General features: G+C 70.5%; 23 protein-coding genes and 2 pseudogenes. 13 read left to right on the top strand and 12 right to left on the bottom strand.

Annotation, left to right across the window (positions count from 1 at the left end):
- The first annotated feature begins 181 nt into the window (after nucleotides 1-181).
- The 3 genes and pseudogenes from QF032_RS01980 to QF032_RS01975 all read left to right on the top strand — a co-directional run.
- On the top strand, nucleotides 182-631 hold the full coding sequence (locus QF032_RS01980) for a DUF6223 family protein (RefSeq protein ID WP_307039435.1): 450 nt from the start codon (nucleotides 182-184) through the stop codon (nucleotides 629-631).
- A 149-nt stretch (nucleotides 632-780) separates the two neighbouring features.
- A pseudogene (locus tag QF032_RS40540) lies at nucleotides 781-885 on the top strand (IS5/IS1182 family transposase); the annotation flags it as partial.
- Nucleotides 870-983, top strand: a pseudogene (locus QF032_RS01975) (IS5/IS1182 family transposase); the annotation flags it as partial. The pseudogenes QF032_RS40540 and QF032_RS01975, both read left to right, overlap by 16 nt.
- Nucleotides 984-1,052: 69 nt before the next feature.
- Here the strand turns inward: QF032_RS01975 and QF032_RS01970 are convergent.
- A complete protein-coding gene (locus QF032_RS01970) occupies nucleotides 1,053-1,481 on the bottom strand; it encodes a VOC family protein (RefSeq protein WP_307039433.1) in 429 nt (142 codons plus the stop codon).
- Nucleotides 1,482-1,657: 176 nt separating this feature from the next.
- Between QF032_RS01970 and QF032_RS01965 the strand changes: the two genes are divergently transcribed.
- The 3 genes from QF032_RS01965 to QF032_RS01955 all read left to right on the top strand — a co-directional run bounded on the left by QF032_RS01965 (nucleotide 1,658) and on the right by QF032_RS01955 (nucleotide 3,516).
- Nucleotides 1,658-1,831 (top strand): hypothetical protein, encoded by a 174-nt coding sequence (locus QF032_RS01965; protein WP_307039431.1) that lies wholly within the window; start codon nucleotides 1,658-1,660, stop codon nucleotides 1,829-1,831.
- Between the two features lie 7 nt (nucleotides 1,832-1,838).
- On the top strand, nucleotides 1,839-2,465 hold the full coding sequence (locus QF032_RS01960) for a class I SAM-dependent methyltransferase (protein ID WP_307039429.1): 627 nt from the start codon (nucleotides 1,839-1,841) through the stop codon (nucleotides 2,463-2,465).
- Between the two features lie 106 nt (nucleotides 2,466-2,571).
- Nucleotides 2,572-3,516, top strand: coding sequence for a hypothetical protein (locus QF032_RS01955; RefSeq protein WP_307054599.1), 945 nt, complete (start codon nucleotides 2,572-2,574; stop codon nucleotides 3,514-3,516).
- A gap of 32 nt (nucleotides 3,517-3,548) precedes the next feature.
- On the opposite strand, the gene QF032_RS01950 is transcribed toward QF032_RS01955, so the two are convergent.
- The 3 genes from QF032_RS01950 to QF032_RS01940 form a co-directional block, all read right to left on the bottom strand.
- A complete protein-coding gene (locus tag QF032_RS01950; protein WP_307039425.1) occupies nucleotides 3,549-3,989 on the bottom strand; it encodes a hypothetical protein in 441 nt (146 codons plus the stop codon).
- Nucleotides 3,986-4,480 (bottom strand): hypothetical protein, encoded by a 495-nt coding sequence (locus tag QF032_RS01945; RefSeq protein WP_307039423.1) that lies wholly within the window; start codon nucleotides 4,478-4,480, stop codon nucleotides 3,986-3,988. The genes QF032_RS01950 and QF032_RS01945 overlap by 4 nt, the downstream gene beginning before the upstream one ends.
- A gap of 87 nt (nucleotides 4,481-4,567) precedes the next feature.
- Nucleotides 4,568-5,602: a L,D-transpeptidase gene (locus tag QF032_RS01940; protein ID WP_307039421.1), complete on the bottom strand. Its 1,035-nt coding sequence runs from the start codon at nucleotides 5,600-5,602 to the stop codon at nucleotides 4,568-4,570.
- A 333-nt stretch (nucleotides 5,603-5,935) separates the two neighbouring features.
- On the opposite strand from QF032_RS01940, the gene QF032_RS01935 reads away from it, so the two are divergent.
- Nucleotides 5,936-6,727: a GNAT family N-acetyltransferase gene (locus tag QF032_RS01935; protein ID WP_307039420.1), complete on the top strand. Its 792-nt coding sequence runs from the start codon at nucleotides 5,936-5,938 to the stop codon at nucleotides 6,725-6,727.
- On the top strand, nucleotides 6,724-6,951 hold the full coding sequence (gene infA, locus QF032_RS01930; RefSeq protein WP_307039418.1) for a translation initiation factor IF-1: 228 nt from the start codon (nucleotides 6,724-6,726) through the stop codon (nucleotides 6,949-6,951). Before QF032_RS01935 ends, infA begins: the two co-directional genes overlap by 4 nt.
- Before the next feature lie 248 nt (nucleotides 6,952-7,199).
- Here infA and QF032_RS01925 read toward each other — a convergent pair whose 3' ends face one another.
- Nucleotides 7,200-7,817 (bottom strand): TetR-like C-terminal domain-containing protein, encoded by a 618-nt coding sequence (locus tag QF032_RS01925; RefSeq protein ID WP_307054598.1) that lies wholly within the window; start codon nucleotides 7,815-7,817, stop codon nucleotides 7,200-7,202.
- Between the two features lie 67 nt (nucleotides 7,818-7,884).
- Between QF032_RS01925 and QF032_RS01920 the strand changes: the two genes are divergently transcribed.
- Together QF032_RS01920 and QF032_RS01915 are read left to right on the top strand one after the other, a co-directional pair.
- Entirely contained in the window at nucleotides 7,885-9,240 is a 1,356-nt protein-coding gene (locus QF032_RS01920; RefSeq protein WP_307039414.1) for an alpha/beta fold hydrolase, read from the top strand.
- 157 nt (nucleotides 9,241-9,397) lie between these two features.
- Nucleotides 9,398-10,309, top strand: coding sequence for an SGNH/GDSL hydrolase family protein (locus tag QF032_RS01915; RefSeq protein WP_307039412.1), 912 nt, complete (start codon nucleotides 9,398-9,400; stop codon nucleotides 10,307-10,309).
- A 175-nt stretch (nucleotides 10,310-10,484) separates the two neighbouring features.
- On the opposite strand, the gene QF032_RS01910 is transcribed toward QF032_RS01915, so the two are convergent.
- Complete coding sequence (locus QF032_RS01910) at nucleotides 10,485-10,802, bottom strand: hypothetical protein (protein WP_307039409.1); 318 nt, start codon at nucleotides 10,800-10,802, stop codon at nucleotides 10,485-10,487.
- Nucleotides 10,803-11,018: 216 nt separating this feature from the next.
- Between QF032_RS01910 and QF032_RS01905 the strand changes: the two genes are divergently transcribed.
- On the top strand, nucleotides 11,019-12,365 hold the full coding sequence (locus tag QF032_RS01905; RefSeq protein ID WP_307054595.1) for a hypothetical protein: 1,347 nt from the start codon (nucleotides 11,019-11,021) through the stop codon (nucleotides 12,363-12,365).
- 270 nt (nucleotides 12,366-12,635) lie between these two features.
- Here the strand turns inward: QF032_RS01905 and QF032_RS01900 are convergent, their stop codons facing one another.
- Nucleotides 12,636-13,040, bottom strand: a complete 405-nt coding sequence (locus QF032_RS01900; protein ID WP_307039405.1) for a hypothetical protein — start codon at nucleotides 13,038-13,040, stop codon at nucleotides 12,636-12,638.
- Nucleotides 13,041-13,159: 119 nt separating this feature from the next.
- Nucleotides 13,160-14,467, bottom strand: coding sequence for an NlpC/P60 family protein (locus QF032_RS01895; protein ID WP_306955457.1), 1,308 nt, complete (start codon nucleotides 14,465-14,467; stop codon nucleotides 13,160-13,162).
- 625 nt (nucleotides 14,468-15,092) lie between these two features.
- Here QF032_RS01895 and QF032_RS01890 point away from each other — a divergent pair.
- Nucleotides 15,093-15,647: a GtrA family protein gene (locus QF032_RS01890; RefSeq protein WP_307054593.1), complete on the top strand. Its 555-nt coding sequence runs from the start codon at nucleotides 15,093-15,095 to the stop codon at nucleotides 15,645-15,647.
- A 170-nt stretch (nucleotides 15,648-15,817) separates the two neighbouring features.
- On the opposite strand, the gene QF032_RS01885 is transcribed toward QF032_RS01890, so the two are convergent.
- Together QF032_RS01885 and QF032_RS01880 are read right to left on the bottom strand one after the other, a co-directional pair.
- Nucleotides 15,818-16,189 (bottom strand): MOSC domain-containing protein, encoded by a 372-nt coding sequence (locus tag QF032_RS01885; protein WP_307054591.1) that lies wholly within the window; start codon nucleotides 16,187-16,189, stop codon nucleotides 15,818-15,820.
- Nucleotides 16,189-16,671, bottom strand: a complete 483-nt coding sequence (locus QF032_RS01880) for an MOSC N-terminal beta barrel domain-containing protein (protein ID WP_307054589.1) — start codon at nucleotides 16,669-16,671, stop codon at nucleotides 16,189-16,191. The genes QF032_RS01885 and QF032_RS01880 overlap by 1 nt, the downstream gene beginning before the upstream one ends.
- Nucleotides 16,672-16,806: 135 nt before the next feature.
- Here QF032_RS01880 and QF032_RS01875 point away from each other — a divergent pair, with 135 nt between their 5' ends.
- Nucleotides 16,807-17,097 (top strand): hypothetical protein, encoded by a 291-nt coding sequence (locus QF032_RS01875; protein ID WP_307054587.1) that lies wholly within the window; start codon nucleotides 16,807-16,809, stop codon nucleotides 17,095-17,097.
- A gap of 143 nt (nucleotides 17,098-17,240) precedes the next feature.
- On the opposite strand, the gene QF032_RS01870 is transcribed toward QF032_RS01875, so the two are convergent.
- Together QF032_RS01870 and QF032_RS01865 are read right to left on the bottom strand one after the other, a co-directional pair.
- Nucleotides 17,241-17,474 carry a hypothetical protein gene (locus QF032_RS01870; RefSeq protein WP_307054585.1) on the bottom strand — a complete coding sequence of 78 codons (234 nt, stop codon included), beginning with the start codon at nucleotides 17,472-17,474 and terminating at the stop codon, nucleotides 17,241-17,243.
- 128 nt (nucleotides 17,475-17,602) lie between these two features.
- Nucleotides 17,603-18,100: an RICIN domain-containing protein gene (locus tag QF032_RS01865; RefSeq protein ID WP_307054584.1), complete on the bottom strand. Its 498-nt coding sequence runs from the start codon at nucleotides 18,098-18,100 to the stop codon at nucleotides 17,603-17,605.
- Nucleotides 18,101-18,147 lie beyond the last annotated feature (47 nt).

The following is an 18,147-nucleotide window of genomic DNA, read 5'->3' as shown; positions in this document are numbered from 1 at the left end:
CGAGCGGTTGGCTACCGCATGTGCGGTACCCGCACGCCGCCTGCCGCATCCGCGGTATCCGGGTCCCGCGGATGCGGCAGCCGGAAGTGCCCGCATCTGCTGGACGACCGGCCGGGAGGCCGGAGTACATGCTCGACGCACATCGGACCTCGCAGTCAGCGACGGAGAAGAGGAGAGCGGCATGAGCGCTTCAGCAGCCCTGATGGCGGCCGCCGAGGGCGGGATCATCGGCGACGGGCGGACAGGGGCCAACCTGGCCCTCGGAGCGGGGGCGTTCGGGCTGGCCGTCGGCTGGCTGGCGCTGGCCCGTGCCGGCCGCCGGATCGGCACCGGCAACGCGCGCGCCGGCGGGATGGCGGCCATCGTGGTGGGAACGGTCGGCACGGTTCTCGCAGTGCTGCACCTTGCCACCGTCAGCGGCGGTCCCGGCACCGGCAACGGACTCGTCGGCGCTGTCGTGGCCGCCCCGCTGGGGGTGGGCGCCGTACTCCTCGGCCGCCAGGCCCTGGCCCGCTGCCGCCGCGCGCCCGACCCCGAAGGGGGCGATGCCGACGGGCGGCACCGCAGCCCCGAAGACCATCGAGGACAGGGGGAGGGCGAAGGCCCGCAGGTCGATCGTCTCTTTCTCTAGGAGGTGCACGCGCTGCTGCCGCGCCCGTCCTTCCGGCTTCGCCGTGAAGACCTGCGGCTCAGGAGCCAGCGGCACCACAGTGGGTCCGCCTAAAGGGCGTTGCACAAGGCTCTGAGCCGGGCATCTCTTCTGTATGACCGGGGTCTTACGTGGACGGCACCCTGGTCCCGGTCCGCGACCGGCACGACGGCTCATCGTCACGCAACTACCGGTTCTCCGCGAACGTGCAGGTCATTGTCGATGCCGGATGGAGACCTGGAAGATCCTGCCGGACTGCCGCCTGAAGGGCGACGGCGTGCACTACGCCATGCTCGGCATCGCCCGGCTGCACAACCTCGCCCTCACGGGATAATTCCCGCCCTGTGCGAGGTCAGAGAGGTCCAAGGGAAGCGGTCTCCCACCTCGCCGGCTCGAAGGAGGCTCAGTCGATGCAGAACTCGTTGCCCTCGATGTCCAGCATCGGGATGCAGGCATCATTGCCGTCGTACAACGTCTGCACGTGTACTGCACCAAGCGGCTCCAGGCGCGCGCGTTCAGCCTCAAGTGCGGCGAGGCGCTCTTCACCCACGAGACCGGTGCCGACCCGTACATCAAGATGCACCCGGTTCTTGACAGCCTTCCCCTCGGGGACGCGCTGGAAGAACAGTCGCGGGCCCACCCCTGAGGGATCTATACAGGCAAACCATGAATCCTGCTGCTCAGAGGGCTGCGAACGCTTGAAATCGTCCCAAGTCGCAAACCCCTCCGGTGGCGGCGGTACGACGTACCCCAGCACCTCGCACCAGAAGCGAGCGAGGCGCTCGGGTTCCGCGCAGTCAAAGGTGACTTGGAACTGATTGATCGTCGACATCGGCGCACCGTACCAAGGGGCGCTGTTGCTCGTTTCCCGGGGTGGACCCGCAGGCTGTCGAGAGGACGCCCCAACCCCACCGAGACCACCCTCACTCCAAAGATCAGTTACGGGACAAGCCTTAAGATCGCCGCTCGAGGGGTGGTGGCATGACCAGGAGGAACCATCGGTGGTGCGTGGCGATCGCGGCGGCACTGCTGCTGGCCGGCTGTGTCGATGGCGCGGAGAGCGGCAGCGGGACACCGGCCGGTGTGTTCGTTCCGACGACCAGCCACGCCGAGAGTCGCATGATCATCAGCTTTTTGGCAGGACCTCTCAGCACCGATTTCTTCGGCTCCACCGGAGGGTAGGCAGACCATGAGCAGCCAGGACGACCGTTGGGCGAAGCTGACAGGCGGGCAGGCCGGGGAGGAGTACGCCCGGCGGTTCGCGCGGTTGGCCGAATCGGGGCAGGACGTCCACGGCGAGGCCGCCTTCTGCGACGCGTTGCTGGAGCCTGCCGCCCGCGTACTCGACGCCGGGTGCGGCACCGGGCGTATCGCGATCCGGCTGGCCCAACTGGGCTACCGCTGCACGGGCGTGGACGTCGACCGCTCGATGCTCGCCGTCGCCCGCCGCGACGCCCCCGCACAGGAATGGCTCCACGGTGACCTGGCGCACCTGGACGGCCTCGGCCTGGAACCCGGCTTCGATCTGGCGCTCGCCGCCGGAAACGTCGTCCCGTTGCTGGCCCCCGGTACCGAACCGGCTGTCGTGCGGCAGCTTGCCGCCGTCCTGCGTCCCGGCGCACTGCTGATCACCGGCATGGGGCTGGACGCGCGCCACCTGCCGCTGCCGGAACCGACGGTGACGCTGGAGGAGTTCGACGACTGGTGCACGCAGGCCGGACTGACGCTGCGCCAGCGCTTCGCCACCTGGTCCGGTGACCCCTACCGTCCGGGCGGCGGCTACGCCGTCAGCGTGCACGCCCGCCCCGTCGACTGAACCCGAGCCCCTGCGGGCCCCGGCGGCCCCGTCATGCGGAGCGGCCGCCCGAAGTCCGTCGGCCTTCTGCCGGAACCGAGGAACGTCCCGGGCTAACCTGCGGGGCGTGGATCAACTCCTTCACCACCCGCAGATGATCACCCGGCTCGTCGACGGACGCATCTGCGCCTACGACCTGGCGGCCGGCGGCCGGGGCGTGCTGTCGCCGGTCCTGGTCTGCCGGCCGTCCGCCGACGAGGACGTCGTCGACCACGCCGTCGCCGCCGGCCTCGCGCACGTCTACTACACGACCCTGGACGGGGTCGTCTGCACCACGGCGGACGGGGCCGAGGTCTGGCGGTCGGGGTTCGAGCCGCGGTCGGGCCGGCGGTTCGGGCACCGGCCCAGCTGTGTGCTGTCGTCGGACGGACTCGTGGTGTGGGTCTACCGGCCCGACGCCATGGCCGGACGCGACCGCGCCGACCAGTGGGTCGCCCTGGACGCCGGGACCGGATCGGTCCTCGCACAGGCTGACCTGCGGACCGTCGGGCACGGCGGGCAGCAGTGGCTGCACCCGGCGGGCGAGGAGGTCCTCCTCGACGTGGGCGAAGGGCAGGACGGCTCCGTCATGTACCGCGCGTCGCTGGCCGGAGACGGGATGGAACTCATCGGCTATCCGTGGGACGACCGGTGCCTCATCGCCCTGTCGCCCGACGGACACCACTTCATGACCGTCCACCACGAGCAGGCCGACGTCGCCGTCCACGCCTACCCCGAGGGCGAGGTGAGGTTCGCCCTGTCCGTCGACGCCTTCGGACACGACCCCGGCGAGGTCTACGTGGAGTGGAGCGGCGGCTACCTCAGCCCGGACACCCTCATCGTCACCCTCGGCGGCGAAACCGAGGACGAGGAGGAGTGGTTCCGCCACTACCGCGTGGACGCGCGCTCCGGTCAGGTGCGGACCGAGTTCGACGCGCGCACGGACAATCCGTACGACATGCGGCCCCTCGGAGACGGGTCCTGGCTCACCACGGACGCGTCGGGCCACCCGATCCGCTGGACCGACTCGTAGGGTGCCTTTCCCTGCCGACGCTCAGGTCGTCGTCACCAGTACCGGCCGCCGATCTGGCGCCAGTACGGTGCCCGGCCGTCCCCGGCGAGCACGATCTCGCCGTCCTCGCCCCCCGGGTCACCCCAGTAGCGAAGGCGCCCGCGGAATTCGTGCGCTGTGCCCATGCACGCCGACAGGCCCCGGATCCGCTCGTCGGCGGCGAGCGAATCGATTCCCGGGTCCTTCACACGAAGGTACTTGACAGCCTGCGGACGATCCTGCCCGTCGTCCGTGCCCGCACCGGCGTCCGCGTCGGGAACGAGCACCCAGCGGGCCCGGTCGACCAGTTCGGTGAGCTCGGACTCGTCCAACCCGTGTGGCGCGACCTGGAATCCTCCCCGGGGCGCGCCCTGGTCGAGCAGTTCCCGCAGGCGTGCGAACGGGACGGGCGGGCACAGTTCGACGGTCCCCTCGACGAACCAGGGGTAGCTCATGACGGCTCCTTCGTCGGTGCGGCGCAGCGCGGTGCGGCGGTGGGGGTCGGGATCGCCGCCCGTTCCGCCGCTCGAGTGGTCCGGTCGTGCCGGCCGATGAAGGAGCGCAGCTGTGCGCGCCGACGGGTGGAGGTGCTCAAGGCGTTGTCGAGCGATTCCGCCGAGCGGATGCCGGTGAGGAGCATGTCGCGCATCTGTGAGACCGCCTCGCTCCTCGCGGCGCGGACGCGGGCCCGCCCCTCCTCGGAGTCGTCAGCGGACACCAGTACGTGGACCAGTTGCCGCTGCCAGGCGCCGAGGCGGTCGAAGGCGTGCATCTCGCCCTGCGCGGATCCGGCGTTCTGCAGACCGACCAGATCCCATCTCCGGTCCTGCGACAGGGGAGTGTCGGCGGAGACCCAGCTCGTGGCCAATTCCGCCACCCGCCGGGCCAGTTCCTCGTCGGTCGGCCCAGCGGTCCCGCCGGTGGGACGTGAAGGCGTCGCGTTCATGATCCCAAGGTTATCGTCGTAGCGACGATAAGACAAGGTGTGCGCCCGGCCCCGTCCCGTGCTGCCTCGCCGCGGACGACTCGGCGGTCAGGCGCCGTTGGCGCTCGGCGCGGAGGAGGCGGCAGGGGCGGTCGCGGCAGCACGCACCACGGTCGTCCCCTCTCCGGAGGCGCTGCCGGCGAGCCACTGGTCCCATCCCAGATTGAAGTCGGCGTAACCGTTGTCGGCCGACGCCTTGGCGCGCGGGGATCCGGTGATGGTGACCGGATCACCCTGCTTGACCTGGTCGTAGAACCACTTGGCGTCCGAGAGGGACAGGTGGACGCAGCCGTGCGAGCCACGGGCGCTCCCACCGCCCGGATTCGGGTCGCCGGTCGAGTAGTGCACGTAGGTGCCGGACTGGGTCAGATGGACGTCCCAGGGCAGCGTCAGGTCGTAGTAGTCGGAGCTCCCCTTGTCGCAGCTGATACCGACGCTGCAGGAGGTCATGTGGACCTTCTCCTGCTTGTCGATGACGGCCATCGTGCCGTTCCACGTCGGGTACTGGGCGCTGCCCGCGTTGATCGACAGGTTGCGCAGCGTGCTGCCGTTGCGGGTCACCTTCATGGTGTGGCCGGTCACCGAGACGTCCGCGCGCACGTCGTCACCGATCTTGAAGGTGTGCGTGTAACTGCGCACGCCGAAGCGCCCGTTGCCGTTGCCGACGCCGTTCATGTCGGCGTCGATCTCCACTGTCGTACCGGAGGGCCAGTACGTCTTCGGGCGCCAGTCGGCGCGCTTGTCGCCGAACCAGTGCCAGGCGCCGACCACCGGTTGCGAGGTGCTGACCTTCATGTGCTTCTCGACCGTGGCCCGTGCCTTGGCCGCCACCGGATTCGTGAAGACGACCGAGATGGGCATGGCGACGCCGACCGTGGTTCCCGTCTGCGGGGTGATCGTCTCCAGCAGCATCGGCGGGCCCGCGGGCTTCTTCGGCGAGGGCGAGGAACTGGCGCTCGCGCCTCCCGGCGCCTTCGCGTCGCCTCCGCTCGCCTTGTCGCCGCCCCCGCCGCAGGCGCTCGCGCCCACCAGCATCACACCCGTGACCAGTGCGATCCCTATGCCGCCCTTGCGCCGTCCCACGACGTGCCCCGCTCTCTCGGTCCTCGGCCCTGACAGGCCCGACGCAGGGTGAGACAGACGTGGCACCGCCCCCAGTTGCACGTGTCGCGTAAAACGTGTCCCAAGACTCGGCGCGACCCCATCCGTGAGGGGAGCCGCGATGGGTCGGAAAAGGGTTTGAGCGAGGCGGAGTCCGCTGCTACTTTCGCGGTGGACCGTGCAATCGTCGTATGGAGGTGAGACCCGTGAACACAGTTACCCATGGGTGCTCCCTCAACCCGTCACGGTCCGGCGGCTGACGTTCGGTGTCGCCAGGAGCGCCTGAGATCGAGGCACTCCTGGAGGGAGACTCCGATGAACACAAAGCCTTTCACATCTGCCCCGGGCGAGAACGCGGTGATGATCACACGCGTCGCGGAACGGCAATGGCATGCCCTGGATGACGACCTGGTGGTCGGCCGCGGGCATGCGGGGCACAGGCCCGACGGACGCCTGTTCGTCAGCATCGACGCCTGGCACGGCGCCGTCTTCGACCGGCTCGCCGAGGCGATGGTGGCGAAGCTGCCGGCGCCGCTGTACACGGTGGTCGACGAGGCCGACAGCGAGCTGACGGCCGGCTGGCGGCGCGCCGGGTTCACGATCCGCCGCCGCGAGTGGGAGTACGTCGTGCCGACCGATCCGCGGGTCACAGGGCTCGAGGCGGTCCTGCCGCCTCCGGGCGTGACGATCGTGCCCGCCGGGCAGGCGGACGAGCGTCTGCTGCGGGAGGTGGACCGGGCGATCCGTGACGAAGTCGAGGCGACCGTCGGGTGGCAGTCGATGCCCGCGGAGGTCGTCACCCGCCCCGAGGGCGACACCGTCGGCGACCCGTCGAAGTACGCGGTGGCCGCGGCGCGGGACCGCTACCTGGGTCTGATCCGGGTGGTGACGGCGATCCGGCCACGCATCGGGCTGATCGCGGTCCGGGCCGGCGAGCGGCGCCGCGGCATCGCGCGGGCGCTGCTGGCCCACGCGCTGGGGACGCAGCACCGATCCGGCTTCGCCGCGGCCTGGACCGAGGTCCACGAGTCCAACCAGGCAGCCCAGGCGTTGTTCGAGGGCGTCGGCGGGCAACCGATGAGCAGCAACCTGGAGTTGGTGCGATGACCAGGAACAAGAACGTCATCGAGGTCGAGGGCCGGATCGTCGAGTGCCTTCGCAGCGCCATGTTCACCGTGGAGCTGGACAACGGCCACCAGGTCCTCGCGCACATCAGCGGGAAGATCCGCAAGAACTACATCAAGATCCTGCTGGAGGACCGGGTCCTGGTGGAACTCCCGCCCTACGACCTGACACGCGGCCGGATCGTGTTCCGGTACCGGAACCAGTAGCGGTCGGCGGCTTCCGCGGAAGCTGACATCGAGACCCCGGCCGCGGCGTGTCCGTGACCGGGGCCTCGACGACCGGGCACCTGGCCATGAGCGGGACGCGGCCCACGGAAAACGGGTGACAGTTTCGAGCTGTTCACCTCAGGGACGGGGCGGCAGGAGCGCCGCCATCCCGAAGTGCCGCCCCTGTCCGCGGACCTGACCGGGATGCCGCCCGCCCGGAGCGCCGCAGGCCGGCGGCAGGCCGGCGGTCAAGGGGCGAGGTCGCCGTTCCGAAGGCTGACGAAGACCGCGGGAGTCGACCAGCCGCGCAGCGCGGCGTGGATCGTCGACCGGAACGTGACGTCCGCGGTGGGGCCGACGAGGGCCCCGGCGAGTTCGAGTGTCACCACTCCGTGGAGGGTCACCCAGAGGGAGACGGCGATCGACGTCGCTTCACCCTCGAGGACGGACGCGGCCACGGCGCGATCGATGGCCGCGATGAGCGGCCGGACAGGGTCGCCCGTGCCGACCGTCCCGGACGGCTCGAAAGACTGCACGCCGCCGAACAGCGTCGCGTACAGGTAACTGTGTTCCCGGCCCCAGCGTCTGTACGCGGCGGCCAGTGCGTAGATGTCGGTGAGGGCGTTCTGGGAGGCCGGCACCGCCGTCACGGCCTGGAACAGGCCGGCGACGGCTCTGTCGCGCACCGCCGCGATCAGACCTTCCTTGTCGCCGAACAGGGAGTAGACCGCCGCCGTCGACGTCCCCGCGGCCGCGGCCACGGCGCGGACGGTGACCGACTCCTGGGGGCGAGTCGCCAGCAGCTCGGTCGTGCACTCCACCAGCCGCTCTTTGACGGTCGTGTCGTTCGTTCTCGGCCTACCCATGACGAGGAGTCTACCTCTTTTGGTAACGTTGTTTTGAAACGCCGTTATGAAACTTGGGGGTACCGCCTTGTCTTCGTTCACCCAGCGCTCCGCTCGCTTCGGCCGGCGCTCTGCCCGCTTCGCCCGGCGCTTACTCCTGGCCGCGGCAGCCGTCGCGGCACTGGTCGTCGTCTTCCTCGGCGCACTCGTCCTGACCGACGGGGCAGGCTCAGGACTCGCCGCATGGTTGACGACCCTGGGGATCGGGGCGGCCGGGGCCCTGTGGCGGGGGCGGCGTCGCGCCCGGACCGCACGCCTCGCGGCGTTCCTGCCGTTGGCCGTCGCGGCGGCGTTGACGGCCTCGGTCTGCATCCCCACCGTGCCCACGTCCCGGCAGTACCCACCCGCCCTGCCGTTCGTCGCCGCACAGTACTGGAGCCTGAGCACCGGCAGCAGGGTCGCGGTGTATCACCACCCGCCCGCGAACACCGGCACCCGACGCACCGTTCCGCTCGTGTACCTCCACGGCGGCCCCGTTCGCGGCATCTCGGTTCTCGACCACCGATTCCTGCAACTCCTGGCGCGACAGGGGTACGACGTCTACGCCTACGAACAGGCCGGCGGCGGACGAAGCGACCTCCTGCCCATGGACCAGTACACGATTTCCAGGTCGGTCCGCGACCTCGCCGCTTTCGTCGACCGACTGGGAAAGGGCAAGGCCGACATCCTCGGATTCTCCTCGGGCGCGGTCGTCCTTACGCGAGCGCTGGCCGACCCCGGCGTCGCCGCACGCCTGAACCGGGCGGTCATCGCCGAGCCCGGGCCGATGGACGGTCCCACCGCGCGCGTCAGCGGGCACAAGGGCCGGCCGTCCGCGCGTGGCCTCGCACCGGCCGTGCCCGGACCGCGGTCGACGCGCATCCCGCGGTACGCCGTCGCCTTCGGCCTCATGCGACTCGGACTGCTCACCCCCGGGACGGGACTGATCGGACAGGCCGAAGGCGACAACGCGTTCACCGCGGCCGATCTCGGCGGCGACACCGCATCCGCCTACTGCGCACGCGACGCGCGGCGCATCCCGCAGGAGGACACCCCGCAGAACTTCTCCTTCAGCCCCGCCGCGAGCCTCCGCGTCCAAGAAACGATCAAGGACTCACCGTCCGTCGCCCCGGAACTGAGGCGCTCCCGGGTCCCCGCGATGCTGATGATCGCCGAATGCTCCTCCCAGATCCGCCAGTGGGCCACCGCCGTCCTTCGCGACGATCCCGCCATCCGGCGCACCCAGTTCATGCGCGGAGTCGGACACCGCATGTGGAACGGCCTGGACGACAACAACGACCGGGCCGCCGCCGTCATCACCGCGTTCCTCGAGGGCGGGCCCGCACCGCTGCCCGACCACCCGACCCGAGACGAGATCCCCGGCTTCCTGCGCGATCGCGAGTGACGACCCTGCCTGTCCGCCGACCGACGGCTCATCGGCGAAGGTTCGCTCCTGGTTCTGGCCTCCACGGCCTACTCGGCGGTATACAAGCCTGGTCGAACGGAACGACGGCCGTGCGGACGGCGTCGCCGGTGGACGTGGGTGACCAGGGGGAGGCTCGATGCGGCACGACGTGCGTACGGGGAGAACGGCCCGCCGGGGCAGAAAGGGCGTCACCTTGCTTGCGGCGCTGGGCAGTTGCGCCCTGGTGGCCGCCTCCGCGGCACCCGTCGCGGCGCACGGCGGGGGAGCACCGACGAGGTACGTCGCGCTCGGAGACTCCTACACCTCCGCCCCCCTCGTTCCCCGGCAGGTGGACGCCTACTGCGCCCGCTCCGATCACAACTACCCCTCCGTCGTGGCGGGTCGGCTGCGAGCGGCCGTCCTGAAGGACGTCAGCTGTGGCGGGGCCACGACCGAGCACATGTGGAAGCCGCAGGGAGTCAAGAGCCCTCAGCTCGACGCGGTGGGCCGCAACAGCGACATCGTCTCCGTCCAGATCGGCGGCAACGACATCGGCTTCGGCTCCATCATCGGGACCTGCGCCCAGTTGGCCCCGCAGGACCCCACCGGCAACCCGTGCCAGCGCCACTACAGCGCCTCCGGCGTGGACGAGCTCACCGTGGCGATCGCCAGGACCGGTCCGAAGGTCGCCCGGGTGCTGCGGGCCGTGCACGACAGGGCGCCGCACGCGCGCGTCCTCGTCGTCGGCTACCCGGACCTGCTGCCCGACGACGGCAGCGGCTGCGCACCGTCGGTGCCGTTCGCGACGCGCGACTTCCCCTACCTGCGGGACACCGGCAAGCGCCTCAACCTGATGCTGCGTCTGGTGGCGCGCTGGAGCGGCGCGGAGTACGTCGACACCTACGGTCCGACCGTCGGCCACGACATGTGCAAGCCCGCCGCCCAGCGGTGGATCGAACCCCTGCAGCCGGCCTCGCCCGCCGCGCCCGCACATCCCAACGCCAAGGGTGAGGAGGCCATGGCGGGGGCGGTGTTCGAGCGCCTGTCGCACCGGCACGGGGGCCGCTGACCGGGAGGGCGGTGCCGGGCGGCCGGGCCGGCAGCCCCTGAAAGGACGGGCGCGGTCCGCGGGTTCCGTGCGGTCCCCGCCGTCTGTGCCGTCCGTCCTCGGGACTTCCGTACCGTAAAAGCGCCCGTTCGTTCCCGGTCGCGCCGCCCCGCCCCGCGTCGTCCCCTCCGACCGGCTACACCCCGGAGTCGATGCCCGTGACGACCGCCGGTCCCAGCGGTGCACTCGTGTCGTCGAGGCCCGCGTCGTGCAGGGCCGCGTCCGCGAGCCGGCGGGCGTCCTCCTCGGCGTGCGTGGCGCTGTCCGCCTCGACAGCGAGCCGGATGGTGAACGTGTCGTCCTCGTTGACGGTGAGAGGGTCGAGGTCCTGGGCCTCTCCCATCCGCGTGTGGTGCGGATCGGCGGGGCGCAGGGCGCGGCCCAGTCGTGTCCGTGCGGCGTCCCCGACGGTGGTGGTGAAGGTGCCGGGCACGGTGATGACGTAGGTCGTCATGGTCTTCCCTTCCTCGCTTTCCCACCCGCTTACCCCGTGGCACCGCGGACACGATCTCCGGGTAGCCGTCGCCGCCATACCCCCTGCCCCTGCCCGCCGCCATCGGGGGAGTCCTCATGATCTATGATTATCGTCGATAGGACGATAACGCGGGAAGGTTGCGCGTGCGGGGACCGGGCGCTGAACGGGACCTGCACGTCGAGGGAGTTGAACGACATGTCAGGTGGGGACGACGAGCCGGCACCCGGTTGCACGGTCCGTACGACGCCGCAGGAGCTGGCGACGGAGTTGGCGGTACTGACGGAGGTCGACTGGCGAGAGGTCTGGCCGGGCGCGGGCAGAGGCCACGAGCCCGACCCCGCGTGGCTCGCCCGGTTCGACTGGCAGGTCGTCGACTTCCAGTGGCGAAGCAACGACTGGGGCCCGATAACGGTGCAGACGCGCACGGGCAAGCGGCATCATCTGTCGACCACGACCTCCCATTCGATGGAGTACGCCTACGCCTCGCACCGGTTGTGGGTCGGCAGCACAGCCGACGACCACGAGGGAGCGCACGAAAGGGAAGCAGTCGAAGCAGCCGCCGCGTGGGAGGAATACCTGGCCTCGGCGCAGGGCGTCCTCGGCGCACCGACGTGGTCGGGTGCCTGGGACAGCGCCGACTTCCCGGTCAGCTTCGGCGACAGGGCCGGCGCGCTCGAGCAGCGGCGCGAGTACAACCCGTACCGGCTCGCGGTGTGGAATCCCCGGGGGCCCGAGGACGCGGTGATCGTCCTGCGGATCTACGCGGACATCTACGGCGGGCACTCCGTCGATCTCAAACTGCACGACCCGGCGCTCATCGTGCTGGACGAATCCGATGCCGAGGTGGAGACGAAGGTCCGTGCCGTCAGTTCCTGGGGAGAGGCGCCAGGGGCGCCGCGGATTTTCGGTGATCCGGAGCCGACGGACAAACCCGACACGACCTGGCAGGACGTGGCCTCACAACTGAAGGCGGTCTCCGCATGGGACTGGGACGCCATCTTCGGCGCCCATCCGTGGAACCGGGCGTTCGCCTCGATGGGAGAGCTGGAGCAGTGGGCCCGGCGACTCCGCTGGACCGTGGCCGACGTCGACGACTCGGGCCGCGTCTGCGTCGTCACCGAGGACGGCCACTCCGTCTGGCTGCCCCCGCTGCTGCGGTATCCCGCACGGGTGAACTGGCTGGAGTCCAAACTCTGGAGGATCACCTCCCGGCCTTCCTCGTCCTTCCACCGCAACGTGCTCGAGCCCGCCGACGCGCTCTGGGCGGACTGTACGGCAGCGGCCCGCGAGATCCTGGGCGAGCCCGGACACTGCGGTGATCCCGACAGCCCGCACTTCCCGAGGGAGTGGCAGAGCTGGCGCGAAGAGAGCCGCGGCTTCAAGATCCACACGCGCTGGTCGGCTCTGTGGCCCTCGGCAGGTGATCCCGCCCCGGCCATCGGACTGTTCATGCAGGGCGGATTCCTGGAGCGGGGATTCGAGAAGGAAGCGGCACAGCTCGATCTGCGCATCTGGCGTCCGGCCGCCTCCCGCTCCCTCTGACCGCTCGGCCACCCTGGCCTGCCCCCCCGGCAGGACCTGCTGTCCCGGCAGGACCTGCTGTCCCGGCAGGACCTGCTGTCCCGGCAGGGCCCGCCGTTCCGGCCCGGTCGTGGAGGACCGCACAGGCACCGACATCTACGGCTTTCCCGCCCTGGACGGCCCGGACGGCGGCGCCACGGTCGTGTTGCACGACAAGGGCGCCGCCGTCGACCCCGATCAGGTGGACCGTGAGATCCACCGGTCGGTGGTGCGGGGTCGGCAGGTGTGCTCTCAGCAGTGCCGCAGGCCGTACCTGCTCGGGTCGGCGTCGAACCAACTGGGCGTGAACACCCAGTCGGCCGGCACGTAACCCTCCCTGCCCTCGCTGATCCAGTCGGGCACCGTGCGGTACCAGGTCGTGTTCCCGCCGCCGTGCAGCCCGCCCGTCGACCAGCAGGTGAAGTAGCTGAACGTCGACTTCAGCAAGCCGTTGAAGGGGCTCTCGTGGAACGGGTCGAGCCGGGTCGGTGCGTCACCGCGGTTCCCGCACCACAGCCGGCCGTCATGGGCCCGGACGCCGCACTCGGCGGCCGCCGCCGACGGAGCCGCGTGCGCGGAGGGGGCGGCCAGCGTTCCGGCCAGGACCGTGGCCAGGCCGACGGACATCATGGCTGCCTTGACGTGTTTGCCGAACATGGTTCTCCTTTTTCCCGGTGCATGGACGGGCGTGATCGTCGGTGGTCGGGCACGCCGTAGATCACGCCCGCGATGCCGTCGAAGCGGTGGTGGGTCGTCCCGTCACGAGGCGACGGAGTTCAGTACCAGCCCGTGCAGACGATGGAGCCGCCCTTGCCGTTGGTCCCGCAGGCGCGCATCACGACGCCGTTGTCGTTCCACTGGGTGGTGTACGCGTCGCCGCCCGAGGTGACGGTCGTGTAGCCGAGCATCGGCTCCCAGTGGTCCCCGCCGTCGTTACTGCGGTCGACCCAGATCTCGTCGCCGATCGTGCCGCCGGTGATACGGCCCCAGGCGCACGCGGTCGTGCCGTTGTAGCGCAGCTCGACCGTGCGGCCGAACACGGTGGCGGACTTGGCCGTCCACGCACCGGCGGATTCGGGTGGGGTGCCGTCACCGCAGGAGGTGTTGGAGGAAGCGCCGTCCAACGTGCCGCCGATTCTCGAGTACTCCCCGCACGACGGCACACCAGGTGTGATCGCCGGGCCCTGGATGAAGAGGTTGCTGATCCAGCTGCGGTAGTCCGGCAGATAGGTCCAGACGTTGTTGACCATGCCGTCCACGGTGGCCCGTTCCCCGACGCGCTGGCACAGCGCCCGCACGGCGACGGAGATGCCGTTGTCGATGGTCCAGTTGATGTCGCTGCCGGTGGTGGAGTCGTTGCGCAGGTTCGGCTGGCCCCATGTCTTCACCTGCTTGCCGAGACCGTCGTACTCCCACACCGGGAAGACGCCCGAGACCTCGGGCCGCAGCGAACCCCGGTAGCCGGCCCAGGGGATGTCGGAGACCCTGACGACCTGGCCCGACTCGGGCGATTCGAGCCTCTTGCCGTTACCGAGGTAGAGGGCGACGTGCGAGAGGTCCTCGCCGAAGTACATGATGTCACCGGGCAGCAGCGGGGCCTCGCCCTGCGCCTTGGTGAACCTGGTGTGTGCGTAGCCCGGGTTCTGCCAGGTGGACTGCGTGGTGCGCTCGCTGATGATGTCCTGACGGGTGGCCTTGTACCAGGCCCAGCGCACGAGGCCGATGCAGTCGAAGCTCCAGTACGTCGGATCGTTGATGGAATCAAGGTCGGTCTCGTCCAGCATGCCCTGGCTGGGACCGGGCAGGCCCCCGGCGTGGCCGCCGCCCCAGGCGTACATCCAACCGACGTAGCGGCAGGCGACTTTGACGGCGTCTTCGGCGGCGATGCTCGCTCCCGCCTTCAGCGGCGCACAGGTGTCGGCGGCCGGTGCGGCCGGTGCGGAAGGCGCGGCGGTCGCCGGTGCCGCGGTCGGCAGAGCCAGGCAGGCCGCGGCGACGGCGGCGGCGAGCAGCAGCCGCAGCGGTCGGAAGCGGTCGTGCGGTGTCCCGTGGCGGTGGCGGTCGCGTTGTCTCTGTCTTCTCATGTCGTTCCCCGTTTTCTCCGGCCGTGGTCGGTCGTCGCGCGGCCGGTCGGCCGGCCGCGTGCTTGTCGGCGTGGGTGACGCAACCATGACGGCTGGTCGGTGCCGTTGAGGGGTGCCCGACAGCAGCCTGTCGGCGGTGCGACCGTCCTGTCGACGCTGAGACGTTGCCCGGCCGCACGGGCAACGGGAAACGCTCGGGAAACCCCCTGTGAGCAGGGTGATCGGCCGACACTCCTCGGGTTGCCGGCGCGCGTCGTCCCTCTTCTGCGACGGAGGTCGGCCCGTGGTCTTCCGCTCCGCGCGAGCGCGCCTCAGGCGAAACGCGAGTGGGTTCGGCTTGGGTGGGACCGGCGACGGGCCCGCCTGCCGACCGCTGCTGGACTCCCGGGTGTAGCGTTCACCTTCACTCGTTGCAACGATGGATGGACAGGGTTGCGTTAGCGCGGCATCATTGCAACATTTTCATCACGTTCACCTGCGCATACTCTGCTCTCATGCGGTAAATCAGTTGCCGAAATAATGAATGCAACGTAGCGTTTCCGGTATGAGGAACGAGGGGGCAGAGGCTTTGAGGGCCGGGAAGAGCGCGTTACGCAACGGTGATGGGACAAAGGGGCGGCGGGTCGTGGAAACGGCGCAGAGCGGGCGGCGGACGGCGTCCGGCGCCTTCGCCTCTTTCGCCCGCTTCGTGCTCTGCGGCGGGGGAGTGGGGGTCGCCTCGAGCTTCGCAGTGGCGGCGCTCGCCTCCTGGACGCCCTGGGTCCTGGCCAACGCCCTGACCACCGCGGTCTCCACGCTCCTCGCCACCGAGCTGCACGCCCGTTTCACCTTCGGCGCGGGCGGACACGCCACCAGGCGCCAGCACGCGCAGTCGGCCGGGTCCGCGGCGGCCGCGTACGCCGTGACCTGTGTGGCGATGTTCGTTCTGCGGCAGCTGGTGGCGACGCCCGGTGCGGTGCTCGAACAGGTCGTGTACCTGTCCGCCACGGGTCTTGCCGGCGTCGCGCGGTTCGCGGTGCTCCGCCTCGTGGTCTTCGCCCGCAACCGCTCGGAGGCGGCGGCCCCCGCGAGCGGCGGCTCGCGGGTCGCCGACGCCGCCGGCGCGGCCCGTCCCGTCCACCCGGCAACGACCCGCGGCACGGCCCCGACCGACCCGGCGACGCTCTGCCGCGCAGCCTGACCGGTCAGCCGCCGGGCGTGCGTCCACGCGCGGCGTCCGTTTCGGTCGGCGGCTGCCCGGCCCGGGGCGGACGGACCGAGGCGAAGGCGGTGGCGAGCCGGTCGGGCAAGGGGACCGCGGCAGGGTGGGGATCCTGACGCGGTGCTGATCGTGTAGTGCCGGCGCCCCGATCAGGACCAGTGGACGGCGTCCCCAAGCACGATCCGGCCGGGGCGCAGTACCTGGGCGTACACGCCGGCGCAGGGCAGTGCCCCCATCGACGCCATGGGGGTGACCCGGTGGTGCTCGGCCAGGACGCGCAGAGCGGTCGTGTCCGTCGGCAGGGAGCCGTGGGCCAGCGTGGGGATGGCGCAGCGCGGTGTGCGCGCGATGACACGCAGGGCGAGGTCGGGGCCGATGCGCAGGGTTCGGTCGAGCCAGTCGTCCTCGGTGAAGCCCGGCGCGTGAGGCGTACGAATCACGAGGTCGGGGCGGTAGCGCTCCGCCTGGGCGTCGCCGTGGGGGGCGAGTTCCGCGATCCGGGCGATCGTCGACGTCGTCATCAGGTGGACGGGCGCGAAGTCGAAGAAGGTTCCCTGGGGGACGCGACGGCGATGCGACCGGTGTGCGCGCCGACCGGCTGCCCCACGCCGTCGCGGCGCAGTACGTCCTCGGGGTCGGCACGGTCCAGGGTCGCCTCGTGCGGCGGGGTGTCGGTGATCACGACCGGGCGGCCGACGATCTCCGACTGCGCATCGTCGACCCCCGGGTCCGTCGAGCGCAGTTCCTCGCCGGCCCACGTGGTGATGCGTACCGCGGAAGTCCCGGCCGTCGCGGTCATGGTGAGCAGACGATGCCACAGGCGGGGTTGCTTGGCGCTGGCGACCCTGCCGGTCTCCTTGTCGACCAGGGCCCGCCTGCGGTCGTGGGCGAGACCCCGTTCGGTGACGTCGGCCGCGGGGATCTCCTCCCCGAGCATCGACTTCACCGGATAGCGCAGGAGCCGGTCGACCACTCCCGGTCGCGTCGATCGCGCCGATGTCATCGGCACACTATCCAGAGCCGGGACGGTGGACGGCAAGCGCCGGTTCTCCACCGCCCGCGGTGCACCAACTTCCCTGACGACGCGCGTGAGTAGCCGAGTTCAGGGAAGCCCGGTCCACCGATTAGGATCTTGATCATGTCTGTGCAGAACTCCGGCAGGACCCTTTCCCGCAAGCAGAGGCTGCAGGAGAAGCAGCGCCGCCAGCTCGCGGTGGTGGACACCGTGGACAAGGCCGAGGCCAAGGTCCGCAAGGCTGAGATCGAACTGGCCGTGGCCGTCACCGAGGCGGTGCAGGTGTTCGGCGACGAGCACGCCGCGTCCGAAGGACTGGACATGCCGGTCGAAGCCATTCGGCGCTTTCTCGGGATGGCGCGGGACGAAGCGGCCGGTGCCGACGACGCTCCCGACGCCTCAGACGGGTCCTGAGGCGGCACTCGCGTCACCGTCCTCGCCTCTGACGGCACAGACCGACTGCTCCGACCCGGTACGACAAGACCGCCGCCTCCCGCGAAGCGGCGGTCTCTCTCACGTCGCGCCCACGCCGGGCGAGATACGTCCGAAGACGTTCCCTAGTCACACACGACGGTGGTGACCGGGCTGATGACCGTCACTCTGACGATCTTGGTGACCCAGTGTCCGTTCTCGAAGACCTGCTGGGTTTGGAGAACGGTTGTCGGGACGTAGCGGACGACGGTGTGGCAGGCCGCGGGGGCGGCGTGAGCCGCACCGGAGCCGATGAGCACGCCTCCACCTGCCAGCATCATCGCCGCGGCCGTCACGGCGGCGGCGCTACGGATACGCATGGTGAATCACCTCGGATGTCGTGGGATGCAGCCGTCTTCGCCCCGGCCCCCAGGAGGCCGGTCTTCGGTGGTGGCGCCCCCGGCCGGACCGGAGGCGCTTGATGCGCCGCGAATTCGGCCGGCGGTGGTCACCGCCAGTTCTGGTGCGGGTTGCCTGCCTGGCATCCGATGGTGCGCAGGCCGAACTGGCTGTCGTCCAGGCATTCGCCGGTCGCCTGGTTCTCGAGGGAGATCGCGCCCCCGCCGCGCTGCCACACCCACCAGCTCTGCTGGGTCGAGGAGTTGCAGGACCGGGTGTCGAGGGTGACTCCGTCGTCGTACAGGCAGCGACCGGTGGCGATGTTGCGGAACTGGCGGGTGCCGTCGTTCCACACGTGAACGCGCCAGTTCTGGAAGTCCTGGCTGTTGCAGCCGAAGCCGCGCAGGCCGTAGGCGAAGCTGTCGTCGAGGCAGGATCCGGTGGCGGCATTGCCGTAGTGCTCGACGGCGTCGGCCGCCTGGGCCGGTGCGGCGAACGCGCCGAGCAGGGAAAGGGCGGCGGCCCGCGGTGGCGATGCCGGCCTGGCGTCGCGCTGTCGGGCGCGGACGGGGGCGGGTGTTCTCGGAATGGGGCATGGCGGGTCCATTCAGCAGGGGGGACGCCTGGAACGTGGCGTTGGACAGCGGCGTACTG

It is taken from the genome of Streptomyces achromogenes (genome assembly GCF_030816715.1).
Classification (GTDB): domain Bacteria; phylum Actinomycetota; class Actinomycetes; order Streptomycetales; family Streptomycetaceae; genus Streptomyces; species Streptomyces achromogenes_A.
Note: the sequence above shows the minus strand (reverse complement) of the source record. Positions and strands in the feature narration are given on the sequence as shown.